13 protein-coding genes are annotated in these 13,617 nt (G+C 67.2%); 9 read left to right on the top strand and 4 right to left on the bottom strand.

Features of this window, described 5'->3' with window-relative positions; translation table 11 throughout:
* The first annotated feature begins 98 nt into the window (after window positions 1-98).
* The 9 genes from ACQR1X_RS24340 (at window position 99) to ACQR1X_RS24300 (ending at window position 9,331) form a co-directional block, all read left to right on the top strand.
* A complete protein-coding gene (locus ACQR1X_RS24340) occupies window positions 99-1,967 on the top strand; it encodes a methylmalonyl-CoA mutase family protein (RefSeq protein ID WP_434899718.1) in 1,869 nt (622 codons plus the stop codon).
* Window positions 1,964-2,428 (top strand): GFA family protein, encoded by a 465-nt coding sequence (locus ACQR1X_RS24335; protein WP_316218108.1) that lies wholly within the window; start codon window positions 1,964-1,966, stop codon window positions 2,426-2,428. The genes ACQR1X_RS24340 and ACQR1X_RS24335 overlap by 4 nt, the downstream gene beginning before the upstream one ends.
* A 19-nt stretch (window positions 2,429-2,447) precedes the next feature.
* Window positions 2,448-4,604, top strand: a complete 2,157-nt coding sequence (gene scpA / locus ACQR1X_RS24330; RefSeq protein ID WP_434887699.1) for a methylmalonyl-CoA mutase — start codon at window positions 2,448-2,450, stop codon at window positions 4,602-4,604.
* Between the two features lie 125 nt (window positions 4,605-4,729).
* On the top strand, window positions 4,730-5,506 hold the full coding sequence (locus ACQR1X_RS24325) for a DUF3298 domain-containing protein (RefSeq protein WP_434899717.1): 777 nt from the start codon (window positions 4,730-4,732) through the stop codon (window positions 5,504-5,506).
* A 50-nt stretch (window positions 5,507-5,556) separates the two neighbouring features.
* Window positions 5,557-5,871, top strand: coding sequence for a nucleotidyltransferase family protein (locus tag ACQR1X_RS24320; RefSeq protein WP_434847190.1), 315 nt, complete (start codon window positions 5,557-5,559; stop codon window positions 5,869-5,871).
* A 1-nt stretch (window position 5,872) separates the two neighbouring features.
* Window positions 5,873-6,214 (top strand): HepT-like ribonuclease domain-containing protein, encoded by a 342-nt coding sequence (locus ACQR1X_RS24315; protein ID WP_434899716.1) that lies wholly within the window; start codon window positions 5,873-5,875, stop codon window positions 6,212-6,214.
* 1 nt (window position 6,215) lies between these two features.
* Complete coding sequence (meaB, locus tag ACQR1X_RS24310) at window positions 6,216-7,199, top strand: methylmalonyl Co-A mutase-associated GTPase MeaB (RefSeq protein ID WP_434899715.1); 984 nt, start codon at window positions 6,216-6,218, stop codon at window positions 7,197-7,199.
* Window positions 7,196-7,846 carry a pyroglutamyl-peptidase I gene (locus tag ACQR1X_RS24305; RefSeq protein ID WP_434899714.1) on the top strand — a complete coding sequence of 217 codons (651 nt, stop codon included), beginning with the start codon at window positions 7,196-7,198 and terminating at the stop codon, window positions 7,844-7,846. The genes meaB and ACQR1X_RS24305 overlap by 4 nt, the downstream gene beginning before the upstream one ends.
* Before the next feature lie 111 nt (window positions 7,847-7,957).
* Window positions 7,958-9,331: a TIGR03808 family TAT-translocated repetitive protein gene (locus tag ACQR1X_RS24300; protein WP_434899713.1), complete on the top strand. Its 1,374-nt coding sequence runs from the start codon at window positions 7,958-7,960 to the stop codon at window positions 9,329-9,331.
* 4 nt (window positions 9,332-9,335) lie between these two features.
* Here the strand turns inward: ACQR1X_RS24300 and ACQR1X_RS24295 are convergent, their stop codons facing one another.
* The 4 genes from ACQR1X_RS24295 to ACQR1X_RS24280 all read right to left on the bottom strand — a co-directional run bounded on the left by ACQR1X_RS24295 (window position 9,336) and on the right by ACQR1X_RS24280 (window position 13,499).
* Window positions 9,336-9,962: a TIGR03809 family protein gene (locus tag ACQR1X_RS24295; RefSeq protein WP_434863779.1), complete on the bottom strand. Its 627-nt coding sequence runs from the start codon at window positions 9,960-9,962 to the stop codon at window positions 9,336-9,338.
* A gap of 469 nt (window positions 9,963-10,431) precedes the next feature.
* Window positions 10,432-12,069 carry a S8 family serine peptidase gene (locus ACQR1X_RS24290; protein WP_316182540.1) on the bottom strand — a complete coding sequence of 546 codons (1,638 nt, stop codon included), beginning with the start codon at window positions 12,067-12,069 and terminating at the stop codon, window positions 10,432-10,434.
* A gap of 33 nt (window positions 12,070-12,102) precedes the next feature.
* A complete protein-coding gene (locus tag ACQR1X_RS24285) occupies window positions 12,103-12,933 on the bottom strand; it encodes a hypothetical protein (protein WP_434899712.1) in 831 nt (276 codons plus the stop codon).
* Window positions 12,930-13,499, bottom strand: a complete 570-nt coding sequence (locus ACQR1X_RS24280) for a sigma-70 family RNA polymerase sigma factor (protein WP_008961196.1) — start codon at window positions 13,497-13,499, stop codon at window positions 12,930-12,932. The genes ACQR1X_RS24285 and ACQR1X_RS24280 overlap by 4 nt, the downstream gene beginning before the upstream one ends.
* Between the last annotated feature and the right edge of the window lie 118 nt (window positions 13,500-13,617).

Raw genomic sequence — 13,617 nt, 5'->3', positions numbered from 1 at the left:
CATCTCCGGCCAAACAACCGTTTGGCTTGGCCGCCCTGACGTGGCATTTTGCGCCACAACAATCGCGATAACAGACGCCCCGGGAGACGCGTGCCGACATGACGACCGAGACCGACGATCTGCGACTGGCGGCCGATTTCGCTCCGGCCGGCGAGGCGGACTGGCGCAAGCTGGTCGATGGCGTGCTGAAGGGTGCGGCCTTCGAGAAGCTGGTTGGCAAGACCTATGACGGGCTCGAAATCCAGCCGATCTATCCGCGCGCCAAGCATGCCGCGCCGGTCGCGGGCCGCGCACCATCAGCGCCGTGGCAGATCATGCAGCGCGTCGATCATCCCGATCCGGCCAAGGCCAATGCGCAGGCGCTGATCGACCTCGAGAGCGGCGCGACCGGTTTGTCGCTGGTATTTGCCGGCTCGAATGCCGCGCATGGCTTTGGCCTCGCCGCCAACGCCGACGCGGTGGCGCGCGCGCTCGACGGCGTGCATCTCGATGCTGCGATTGCAATCGAATTGCAGCTCGGTGACTCGCTCTCGCCCGCCTCGCTCGTCGCCGATATCGTCAAGCAGCGCTGCATCGCGGCCGCGGCCTGCGACATCCGGTTCGGCCTCGATCCGATCGGGGACGCCGCTGTTCGCGGCGCAAGCACGCATGACGCATCGACGCTCGGCGGCAATTCGGGCGCGCTGGTCAGGCAGCTGCACGAGGCCGGCTTCAAAGGCCCGTTCTTCGCCGCCGACGGCCGCGTCGTGCACGACGCCGGCGGATCGGAGGCGCAGGAGCTCGCCTTCGTGCTCGCCTCTGGTGTCGCCTATCTGCGGGCGCTCGAAGCCGAAGGCATCGCGCTCGAGACCGCGCGCGGCATGATCTATGGCCGGCTCGCCGCCGACACCGATCAGTTCCTCACGCTGGCGAAATTCCGCAGCCTGCGCCGGCTGTGGGCACGCGTCGAGGAGGCGTGCGGGCTGGCACCGAAGCCGCTCTTCATCTCGGGCGAGACGGCGTGGCGCATGCTCACCCGGCGCGATCCTTACGTGAACATGCTGCGCGCCACCATCGCCGTGTTCGCGGCCGGGCTCGGCGGCGCCAACGCCGTGACGGTGCTGCCGCATACGACCGCGCTCGGCCTGCCCGACGCGTTCGCGCGCCGCGTCGCCCGCAACACGCAACTGGTGCTGCTGGAGGAAAGCAACCTCGCCCGTGTGGCCGATCCGGCCGCCGGCGCTGGCGGCGTCGAGGCGCTGACCAGCGAGCTGTGCAGCGCCGCCTGGGCCCTGTTCCAGGAGATCGAGAAGGCCGGCGGCGTGGGCGCGGCTCTGCAGACCGGGCTGATCCAGTCCAAGGTCGCCGCGGTCAAGGCGGTGCGGGATGCCAACATCGCGAGGCGCCGCGACGTGCTGACCGGCGCCAGCGAGTTTCCAAATCTCAACGAGGCCGCGGTCGCGGTCGAAGCGCTCGCACCGGTGGCGCCGCAACCGATCGACAAGGCTTCGCTCACCTTCGCCGCGCTCGCGCCGATCCGTCTCGCGGACGGTTTCGAGAAGCTGCGTGATCGCTCGGACGCGCTGTTGGAGCGCCAGGGACAGCGCCCCTCGGTGTTCCTCGCCAATCTCGGCACCGCCGCCGACTTCACCGCGCGCGCCACCTTCGCCCGCAGCTTCTTCGAGGCCGGCGGTATCGCCGCGATCGACGGCCAGGGCGGCGCCGATCCGGCCGCGCTCGCAGATGCCTACCGCGCCTCCGGCGCCGCGATCGCCTGCCTCTGCTCGTCCGACAAGGTCTATGCCGACGCCGCGGTTCCCGCTGCCAAGGCCCTTCAGGCCGCCGGCGCGCGACATATCTATCTGGCAGGCCGCGGCGGCGAACAGGAAGCTGCGCTGCGCGAGGCCGGCATCGGCAGCTTCGTCTTTGCCGGCGGCGACGCATTGAAGACGCTCGCGGACGCCTACGCGCATCTGGAGTCAGCATGACCGACGAAAGCAAACCCGTCCTCACCGGCGGCTGCCAATGCGGCGCGATCCGCTACGCGCTGATGTCGGCGCCGAGCAAGGTCAGCATCTGCCATTGTCGGATGTGCCAGAAGGCTTCGGGCGCGCCGTTCGCGTCGTTCGCCGAAATCAACAATGAGAGCTTCGCCTGGACCCGCGGTCAGCCGGCCGCGTTCCATTCCTCCTCGATCGCGATGCGCGACTTCTGCAGCCAATGCGGCACGCCCCTGAGCTTTCGCCGTATCGACGGACCGCGCATCGAGATCATGACCGGGACCTTCGACCGGCCGGACCGGGTGGTGCCGACGCGGCAATATGGCTCGGAGTCGCGGCTCGGCTGGGTGGTCGCGATCGCCAACCTGCCGAGCCAGACCACGCAGCAGAACTACGGACCGGAGAAGATGGCTGGTATCGTCAGCCATCAGCATCCGGATCATGACTAAGCGATGAGGACACGAGGCCATGAGCCGCATTCCTGATTTCAGCGCCATCGCATTCGAACCCATCGCAGCTCCCGCGCCCGCCGGCGCCGCCGAGCCGTGGCTGACGCCGGAAGGCATCCCGGTGAAACCGGCCTATGGCGAGGCCGATCTCGCCGGCATCGACTTCCTCGATACCTGGCCCGGCATCGCGCCCTATCTGCGCGGTCCCTACCCGACCATGTATGTCAACCAGCCCTGGACCGTCCGGCAATATGCCGGCTTCTCCACGGCCGAGGATTCCAACGCCTTCTACCGGCGCAACCTCGCCGCCGGCCAGAAGGGCCTGTCGGTCGCGTTCGATCTCGCCACCCATCGCGGCTATGATTCCGATCATCCGCGCGTCGGCGGCGACGTCGGCATGGCCGGCGTCGCGATCGACTCGATCTACGACATGCGCACCTTGTTCGCCGGCATTCCGCTCGACCAGATGAGCGTGTCGATGACCATGAACGGCGCGGTGCTGCCGATCCTCGCGCTGTTCGTCGTCGCCGCCGAAGAACAAGGCGTGCCGCCGGAGAAGCTGTCGGGCACCATTCAGAACGACATTCTGAAAGAGTTCATGGTGCGCAACACCTACATCTATCCGCCCTCGCCCTCGATGCGGATCATCTCCGATATCTTCGCCTTCACCTCGCAGCGGATGCCGAAGTTCAACTCGATCTCGATCTCCGGCTATCACATGCAGGAGGCCGGCGCGACGCAGGACCTCGAGCTCGCCTACACGCTCGCCGACGGCGTCGAATATCTGCGCGCCGGCATCGCGGCCGGGCTCGACGTCGACCGCTTCGCGCCGCGGCTGTCGTTCTTCTGGGCGATCGGCATGAACTTCTTCATGGAGGTCGCCAAGCTCCGCGCCGCGCGGCTTCTGTGGGCCAAGCTCCTGAAGCCGTTCAATCCGAAGGACGCGCGCTCGCTGTCGCTGCGCACGCACAGCCAGACCTCGGGCTGGTCGCTGACCGCGCAGGACGTCTACAACAACGTGGTGCGCACCGCGGTCGAAGCGATGGCCGCCACGCAAGGCCACACCCAGTCGCTGCACACCAACGCGCTCGACGAGGCGCTGGCGCTGCCCACCGACTTCTCCGCGCGCATCGCCCGCAACACGCAATTGTTCCTGCAGCAGGAGAGCGGCACCACCCGGATCATCGATCCCTGGGGCGGCTCGTACTACGTCGAGCGTCTCACCCGCGATCTCGCCGCGAAGGCCTGGGGCCACATCCAGGAGATCGAGGAGCTCGGCGGCATGGCCAAGGCGATCGAGGCCGGCGTGCCGAAGCTGCGCATCGAGGAGGCCTCGGCCAAGACCCAGGCGCGGATCGACACCGGCCGCCAGTCCGTCATCGGCGTCAACAAGTACAAGCCGACCGACGAGCCGCCGCTCGACGTTCTCAAGGTCGACAATTCCACCGTGCGCCGGCTGCAGATCGACAAGCTGTCGCGGCTGAAGTCCGAGCGCAAGCAGGCCGAGGTCGACGCGGCGCTGGCGGCGCTGACGCGCTCGGCCGGCGACGGCAACGGCAACCTGCTGGCGCTCGCGATCGACGCCGCGCGCGCCAAGGCCACCGTCGGCGAGATCTCCGACGCGCTGGAAAAGGTGTTCGGCCGCCACCGCGCCGAGATCAAGTCCATCACCGGCGTCTACAAGCGGGAGATCGCCGCCATGTCCGGCAAAGCCGAGAAGCTGCAGGCGCTGATCGAGGCGTTCGAGGAGGCGGAAGGCCGCCGGCCGCGCATCCTCGTCGCCAAGATCGGCCAGGACGGCCACGACCGCGGCCAGAAGGTGATCGCGTCCGCTTTCGCCGACATCGGCTTCGACGTCGACATCGGGCCGCTGTTCGCCACCGCCGACGAGGCGGCGAGGCAGGCCGTCGAGAACGACGTCCACATTCTCGGCGTGTCGTCGCTCGCCGCCGCGCATCTCACCGCGGTGCCGGAGCTCAAGGCCGCGCTCAAGAAGCAGGGCCGCGAGGACATCATGATCATCGTCGGCGGCGTGGTGCCGCCGCAGGATTACGACGCGCTGTACAAGTCCGGCGCGGAAGCGATCTTCCCGCCGGGCACCGTGATCGCCGACGCCGCCGAGGAACTGATCCACAAACTCAACGCGCGGCTCGGCCACAGCCAGGCAGCGGAATAGTCTTTCGAATCCGCGAGCGCAGTTCTCCGGCGTACGATCGTCAGATCGTGCGCCGCTACGTTTTTGCAGATGAACCTCAGCATTCCCTGGCGATACGCATCTTCATCCGCTGGATATTGATAGCCATGACCCGTTCGACACTTTGCGTTGCTGCAATCCTTGGCCTGTTTTCGTTCGCACCCGCCCTTGCCGCCGATCCCAAGCCGGACGCCAGCATCAACACGAAGGCGGTCGAGGCGAACGTGACGCTCGATGCCCGGATCAGGGCGGACGCGCCGCTCGCCGCCTACTGCCTCGCCGACGGCAAGAAATGGATCGACAAGAACGCCGCCGACGCCGCCAAGGAGCGCAAGGAAGATCCGGAAACGTTCCGCGACGGCAAGTGGTCGTTCGAGCGCAGATATTCCGTGCGCTCGGTGGTCGCCGACCGCTACGTCAGCATCCTCCGGGACGACTACATGGACACGCGCGCCGCGCATCCCAACAGCGACGTCAACACCATCCTTTGGGACAAGTCCGCGGCCAAGCCGATCAGCATCCGCCCGTTCTTCACCGACACCGCCGACAACGGCCCCACGATGAAGGCGATGCTGAATGCGGTGATCACGTCGCTGAAGGCCGAGAAAAAGAAGCGCGACGCCACGGAGACGGCGACCGCCGAATGGTTCAAGGGGCTGGAGCCGAAGCTGCTGAAGATCGGCGCCGTGACGCTCGCTCCCTCCACGGAGGCCGGAAAGAGCTCCGGCCTGACCTTCCACTACCCGCCTTACGCGGTCGGCCCCTACGCCGAAGGCCAGTACGTCGCCTTCGTGCCGTGGGAGACGCTGAAGCCGTATCTGTCACCGGAGGGCCAGGCGATCTTCGGCGGCGCCAGGCCGAAGGGGGATGCGGAAGACCAGTGAAGCCAACCGGCGGCCGTGCAGCCGATGGCTGGATATGCTAGACTGTCCTCATGAACGACGTCGCTGACATTCGCCTCATGACGATCATCGGCCGGCTGCAGGCCCTTGCGCCGGCCCTGCGAAAGGCCGGCATCACGCGACTGTCGCTGTTCGGTTCGCGTGCGCGCGGCGACGCCCGTCCCGACAGCGACCTCGACGTTCTCGTTGAAACCACGCCCCCCGGATTCCCTCCCGCCTTCGATCACTTCAAGGCCCAGCACCTCATCGAGGACGACATCGGACTGCGCGTCCAAATCACGCAACGAGCGCGGTTAAAGCGGCGGATCGTCGATCGAATTGCCGATGACCTGATCGAGGTGTTTTGAGATGCCTCCGACCGTCGAAGACCGGCTACGGGACATTGCCGAAGCCATTGCGGAAATCGAACAGCTTGTCGCCGGTGTCGATCTCGCGGCCTTCAGCTCTGACCGCCTGTTGCGCCTGGCGACAGAGCGCCTGCTCGAGATCATTTACGAGGCCTCCCGCAACATTCCCGACAGCATCAAGAGCGAGAGTCCGACTATCCACTGGCGGAAAATGATCGACTTCGGAAACCTGCTGCGGCATGCCTATCACACCACCGACGTTGCCGTCGTTTGGGATGTCGTCGCCGGTGAGCTTCCGGCTTTGAAAACGTTCGTCAGCGGCAAGCTCACCGACTTGAAGTAGAATGATCTCGCGGGGCACCGACACCACCTCATTGGCCGATGCCATCCGCACCGGCAGCCGCGCCGCGCTGGCGCGCGCGATCACGCTGGTCGAGAGCCGGCGCGCCGATCATCAGGCCGCCGCGCGCGATCTGGTGCAGGCGCTGCTGCCGCAGACGGGGCACGCGATCCGCGTCGGCATCACCGGCTCGCCCGGCGTCGGCAAGTCGACCACGATCGATGCGCTCGGCATGTACCTGATCGGACAGGGCCACAAGGTCGCGGTGCTCGCGGTCGACCCGTCCTCCGCGCGCACCGGCGGTTCGATCCTCGGCGACAAGACGCGGATGGCGCGATTGTCCCATCACGAGCACGCCTTCATCCGCCCCTCGCCCTCCTCCGGCACGCTCGGCGGCGTCGCCGCCAAGACGCGCGAGGCGATGCTGCTGTGCGAGGCTGCGGGCTTCGACGTGATCCTGGTCGAGACCGTCGGCATCGGCCAGTCCGAGACCGCGGTCTGCGACATGACCGACTTTTTCCTTGCGCTGATGCTGCCCGGCGGCGGCGACGAGCTGCAGGGCATCAAGAAGGGCCTGGTCGAACTCGCCGACATGATCGCGATCAACAAGGCCGATGGCGACAACATCAAGCGCGCCAACATCACCGCCGCCGACTATCGCGGCGCGCTGCATCTGCTCAGCCCGCGCTCCGAGCACTGGCATCCGCCGGTCGTCACCTACTCCGCGATATCAGGCACGGGCATCGCCGAGCTGTGGCAGAAGGTGATCGATCATCGCAAGGCGATGGTCGCGTCCGGCGAGTTCGCCGCGCGCCGCCGCGACCAGCAGGTGAAATGGATGTGGACCATGCTGGAGCAGCGCCTGATGGCCCGGCTGCGCACCGACCCGTCGATCCGCGCGAAGGTGAAGAAGCTGGAGAGCGATGTCGCCGAGGGCCGCGTCGCGCCGGCGCTGGCCGCCGAGCAGCTCGCGGAGATGCTGAGTTGAGCGAGCGAACGCGCATCCTGATCACCGGATTCGGCCCGTTCCCCGGCGCGCCGTCCAACCCCACCATGCCGCTGGTGAGGCGGCTGTCGGAGCTGCGGCGCCCGGCGCTGGACGACGTCGACATCACCAGCCACGTCTTTCACGTGACCTACGACACCGTCGATCGCGAGCTGCCCGCATTGATCGCCGAGCGGCGCCCGCATGCGCTGTTGATGTTCGGCCTCGCGGGACGAACATCCTATCTGCGGATCGAGACCCGTGCCCGCAACGCAGTCACCACCACCTTTCCCGATGCCGACCGCCACGTCGCGCGCAAGGGCCTGATCGTCCCGGGCGCGCATCCGATCTCCTTCGGCCCGCACATGGCGCGACTGCTGCGCGCGGCACGCGCTACCGGCATCGATGCGCGGGCTTCGCGCGATGCCGGCAGCTATCTTTGCAACTATCTGAGCTGGCGCGCGATCGAGGCGACCAGGGCCGCCGACGGCCCGCGGCTCGCCGCCTTCATCCACATCCCGCCGCTGCCGCGCTCCGGCACGGTACTGCCACAAGGCAGCCCCCGCATCACGCTGGACGCGCTGGTCGATGCCGGCGAAGCCATGCTGATGGAGCTGGTGAAGCTGGCGCGGCATCCAGGCCAAGCGTAAAGATTTAACCCTACCCGCAACAAACAGCTCCTGCGACCGTCCGCCAAAGCCGGCCGTGAGCGCTTTTGCGTTATCTCGGCAACGAGAGCTGACCAACGCGAGCCTGACATCATGCACGTCAACCGCCGCAACCTGCTCGGAGCTTCCGCGGCCGGCGCCGCCGGCGCGCTGGCGCTGCCGAGCGAGCCCGCGCAGGCTGTCCCGCTGATCTCCACGCTCGGCCGCGACGCCACCCAATTTGGCGTCAAGCCCAACAGCCCGGATGACCAGACCCGTGCCCTGCAGCGCGCGATCGACGAGGCGGCGCGGGCGCAGGCGCCGCTGGCGCTGCCGCCGGGCACCTACCGGACCTCGATGCTCAGGCTCGCCAAAGGCAGCCAGTTGGTCGGCGTCCGCGGCGCCACGAAGCTCGTGTTCACCGGCGGCGGCCCGTCGCTGCTCTCGGCAGAAGGCGCCGATGGCCTCGGCATCAGCGGCATCGCGCTCGACGGCGGCGGCATCGCCCTGCCCCAGCGGCGCGGCCTGCTTCACGTTGCAGCCGGCAACGATGTCAGGGTCCAGGACTGCGAGGTCACGCGCTCCGGCGGCAGCGGCATCTGGCTCGAGCAGGTCTCCGGCGATGTCAGCGGCAACGTCCTGACCGATGTCGCCGTCACCGCGATCGTGTCGTTCGATGCCCTCGGCCTGATCGTGTCGCGCAACACCATCAAGGGCACGCGCGACAACGGCATCGAGATCCTGCGCACCGCGATCGGCGACGACGGCACCATGGTGCTCGACAACTTCATCGCGGACATCAAGGCCGGCCCCGGCGGCTCGGGCCAGTACGGCAATGCCATCAACGCCTTTCGCGCCGGCAACGTCATCATCAGTGGCAACCGCATCAGGAATTGCGACTACTCGGCGGTGCGCGGCAACTCGGCCTCGAACATCCAGATCGTCGGCAACAGCGTCAGCGACGTGCGCGAGGTCGCGCTCTACTCGGAGTTCGCGTTCGAAGGTGCCGTGATTTCGGGTAATACGGTGGACGGCGCCGCCTTCGGCGTCTCCGTCTGCAACTTCAACGAAGGCGGCCGCATCGCCGTGGTCCAGGGCAACATCATCCGCAACCTCATCTCGAAGCGGCCGATCGGCACAGCACCCGACGACGATGCCGGCATCGGCATCTATGTCGAGGCGGACTCCGCGGTGACCGGCAACGTGGTCGAGAACGCCCCGTCCTACGGCATCGTCGCCGGCTGGGGCCGCTATCTGCGCGACGTGGTCATTTCCGGCAACGTGATCCGCAACGCCCTGGCGGGCGTGGGCGTGTCGGTCGTCCCAGGCGCAGGCACGGCGATGGTCGGCAACAACGTTATCTCCGGTACGCCGCGGGGCGCCGTGATCGGGCTCGATCACATCAAGCCGGTCACCTCAGACCTGACGCAGGACGGCGCGCAGCGCTTTGCGCAGCTGACCGTCAACGGCAACGCCGTCACACGATGAGAAACTAGTACGCGACCGCCAGCGCCGGATAGCGGCGCTCGATGGCGTCGAGATCGACAACGGGCTCGTCATACTCCGCATCGGATTCGATGCCGATGCTCAAGGCCTGCTCCAGCGCCGACATGTCGATACGCGGCGCCGCGAGGGTCAGTTCCGCGGCGAGGTCGTCTGCGGCGACATGGTCCGGTTCGACAACCTCATGGGGCTCCAGATCCTCTGTGCCGAGTTCGACCTCGGACTCGACGATGATCTCGGACGCCGCGAGGATGGTTTCGAGCGAGCGCGGCAGCGCGATCGGCCGGTGCTCGTGCGGATGGACGTCAATGGGGCGGCGCGCGATCGGCTCCGGCTCGGCGAGACGCACGGGAGCCGGTGGCGCGGCCAACACCGGGGCCGGCCTCTGACTCGGCACGATGCTCACCCTCTCGGGTTCGGCGCGGGACAGGGCCTGCCAGGTCTGCACCGCAGCCTTGGCGTGCCGGAGATCGTCGAGAAACGACTGCTCGGTGTAGTAGCGGCGCCAGCGGCCGCTATCGAACAGCTCGGTGAGATGGTCGAGGCGCCGTTCGGCAAGCGCGCACCAGCGCGCGGCCAGTTCGCGGCTGCAAGCCACGTCCGGTCGATGTGTCATAGGGGAGCCCGTGAGAGAAGGGGACGGACGCACTCGGCACGAATCAACGCAACGTGACGTGAATATTTTGTGGAAAAGGTTAACAAAGTCTAGCTAATGCCATGTTGTTTGGCGGCCAAACCGTAGTCGTGCGGAAATTTTGTCCGTGTTTTTTCGGGCATTGGCCAGGCGCGGCAACACGAAAGCGACCAACGGCATCCCTAAACAACCCAAAGATGTTCCCCTCAGGGGCGCGAGACACTGCCGGATATCGACGTTGCCGGGCTTCGACTTCGCCCAAAATGAAAGACCCGTCCGGGGGGACAACCGGACGGGTCGAGCCATATGGGCGCTTGGGGTGGATGGGCGCTCGCGCCGTATATAGCCTTGGGGAGGGGATCACCGCTCCCACATGCTTTCTGTCGTGACCGCCCCACTGCACGTTCAAAGCGAGCGGGAGAATTTCGGAACGTTCACGAAAACGTTGGCGTCATTGCTGCGCGGGCCGGAGCGCGGCGCCGGCTGGAGATGCCTCCGTCACTGCGGCCGGGCGCAACTCGCGGGCCGGTGCCGGCTCCGCTTGCAGCCCCGCGGACGGCACAGCAGCAGCAGGCGCATCCTGCGGCGGGACCACGGCCTGGACCGCCGCGAGGGCATCCGCCTCCCCTGCTCCGAACAGATCGTCACGTCCGGGCGTGCCGAGATCGCGCGCTGTGCGCGTCAGCACGGTCCGCACCGTCTCGGGCTTCAGCGCCGGATTGCGCTCCAGCACCAGCGCCGCAAGCCCGCTGACATAGGCCGCGGAAAACGAGGTGCCGGAGATGATCTGATATTTTCCGTCGGGCGCCGGCAGGAATATCCCGGCGCCGGGCGCGGCCAGCGCGATGTAGTTGCCGCGGTTCGACGCCGGCAGCAGCTGGTCCCTGTCGTCGGTGGCGCTGACGGCGATGACGTTTGGATTGCCCGCGGGATAGAGCGGCGGCGACTTGGCGCCGGCATTGCCGGCGGCCGCGACCATCACGACGCCCTTGGCAGCGACGGCCGCGATCGCGCGCTCGATCACCGCATCCTTCGGGCCGGCGAAGCTCATGTTGACGATCTGGGCGCCGTGCAGGGCCGCGTAGTCCAGCGCCTTCAGGATTACATAGGAGCTGCTCTCCGGCCCGCCGCCCTTCTTGCCGACGCCGAACGCACGGATGGCGATGATCCGCGCATAGGGCGCGCTGCCCATCAACCGCTTGTGCGATACGATCACGCCGGCGATGCCGGTGCCATGCACATCCGGCCCCTCGTCGCCGCCGAGCGCGTCGAACACGTCGAACGACGCGTCGGCGAATTCCGGGTGCCTGAGATCGACCCCAGAATCGATCACTGCGATGGTGACATTGGAGCCCTGGGCCAGCCTGTGCGCTTCCGGCAGCCGCAGCTTCGCCAGCGCGTATTGCGCCGGATCGCCCTCGACGGGTGCTGCGCTCTGCTGCTGCAGCGTATAGCGATAGTTCGGCTGCACCGAACGCACCCTCGCATCTGCCGCGAGCGCACGGCTGACCGCCTGCACCGAGCGGCGATCGGTGATCCTGAACAGACCGATGGTGGCGCCGATCAGCGGAAAGCGCTGCGAGCTGATGCGCTGCAGGCCATGGCGACGCGCCAGCGCATCGGCCTGGTCGGTCGAGAGAGAGTCATCGATTTCGGCGACGATCTCGTTGGCGATGGTCCGTAGATCGACCGCGGCCGCAACCTTCGGCTCGCGCCGCTGCGTCACCCTGGCGGAGCTGCCCTTGTCCAATTTTCCCTGGGCTCGCCGACCCTGCCCATCCCCCGTCACCGACGGGTGGTCGAGACATTCGCCCGAGACGCTGCGATCCGCCGGGTTGCAGGACGCCTGCAGGTTCGGTGCAAATCGCGCATTGGGCAAGGCCGGGCGCGGCGCCATCCCGGTCGGCGGCGGCGCGCGCAGCGCGGTGCCCGGGTTGATGCTCGGCACCCGGCTCGGGATGTTGATGGTGGGCGAACGCATCATCGCCTGGGCATGGGCACTGAGGTCGCCACCTGCGAAAGCAGGCATTGTGACGACGATCAGCATCGCAACCGATCTGGCGAAGCGTAGCGGCGAACTCGACGACATGAAGCCTCCGAATGAATTTCGGACGGCGCGGGCCTATTGCGCGGCCACCGCGAGGCTGACGATCTTCTCCCGCGCCAGACGGCCGATCAGGCTGTCGGCCTCGGCCTTCGACAACGGCCGGTCGCCGAGTTGCAGCTTGAACAGGCCGCCCTTGGCGCCCTCGACGATCGAGGCCTGGTAGCTGTCGAGCAGCGCCGAGATGTCCGCCATGCGCGCCTCCGGCGTGAACCGCACCAGCGCATAGGCGGGCGCGGTCGATCCGGCGACCTGCGGTCCAAGGCCGCGGATCAGCGGCGCGGGTGCTTCGGCCATCCGCGACCGCGTCATGCTCTCGGGCGCCCGCTCCGCCGGGGCCGGCGCAGCGGCGCTCGGCGGCGGCGCGGCCATCGGCTTGCTCGCGGGCTCGGGCGCGGCAGTCTTGTCCTGGACCGAGGCGGTCTGATAGGTCGCGGTCTGCGAGCGCATCAGCACGGCGCCGATCACGCCGGCCTGCGCCAGCACCAGCAGCGCGCCGAGGCTGACGGTCCACGCCAAGGTCCGCGGCGACAGGCTGTCGAAGAAATCCATCAGCCGCGCGCTGAAGCCGCGCGGCGCGGCAGGCTTCTGCACCGGATCCGCCTCGATCGCCGCGAACAGCTTCTGCATCGCACGCATCGACGGCGCGCCGAGGCTTTCGTTCAGCGCGATGGTCTCGGCATATTCCTTCTGGATTTCCGCATACTGCCTGGCGAGATCGGCATCGTTGGCGAGAGCCTCCTCGACCCGGCGCATGTCGCGCGCATTCAGCGTGCCGGCGGCATACCACGGCAGCAGGAGTTCGATCTCTCCGGGCTCTTGCTCCAGCATCTTGCTCAAAGCCATCATGGCCAGCCTCTCTCAATGCCGGCCGCTTTCAGGAGTTCGGCCAATTTCTTGCGCGCATAGAACAGGCGCGTCTTGACGGTGTTCTCCGGAATTCCGACGATCTCGGCCACCTCCTCCACGGACTTCTCGTGGTAGTAGACGAGATCGACGATCTCCCGGTGATCAGGCGAAAGCGCCGTCAGGCACTTGCGCAAGGCTTCGCCGGTATTCTTCTTCTGGACCGCGACCTCCGGATCGTCGGACGTATCCTCGATCGCGTTCGCGGCCTCGTCTTCCAGCTCAACGTCCTTCCGGCGCCGAAGTGCCGACAGGGCCTTGAACCGCGTGATCGCCAGGAGCCAGGTGGAGACGGCAGAACGGCCTTCGAACTTGCCGGCCTGACGCCACACGTCGAGAAAGACCTCGCTGATGAGGTCTTCCGCGACCTGCTCGTCCCGCACGAGCCGGAGCCCGAAACGGTACACCCTGACATGGTGCCGTCCGTACAGCACCTGCATGGCGAGCCGGTCGCCTTGAGCGATCCGGGCAATCAGGGTTTCATCTGACGCCGCTGCTGTCACGCTCAATGGCCGTCTCGCAAGATTGGTCTGGAGGATTGACGTCGCGGTTCGAACACAACCGCAAAAATCTTCAAAATACCGGAAAGATACGTCCCGAAATGTGAGTTGGCGCACAGACTTGCAG

This window comes from Bradyrhizobium sp. HKCCYLRH3073 (assembly GCF_051167995.1).
Lineage (GTDB): Bacteria > Pseudomonadota > Alphaproteobacteria > Rhizobiales > Xanthobacteraceae > Bradyrhizobium.
The sequence above is the reverse complement of the archived record's forward strand: the minus strand, read 5'-3'. Positions and strand labels throughout refer to the sequence as shown.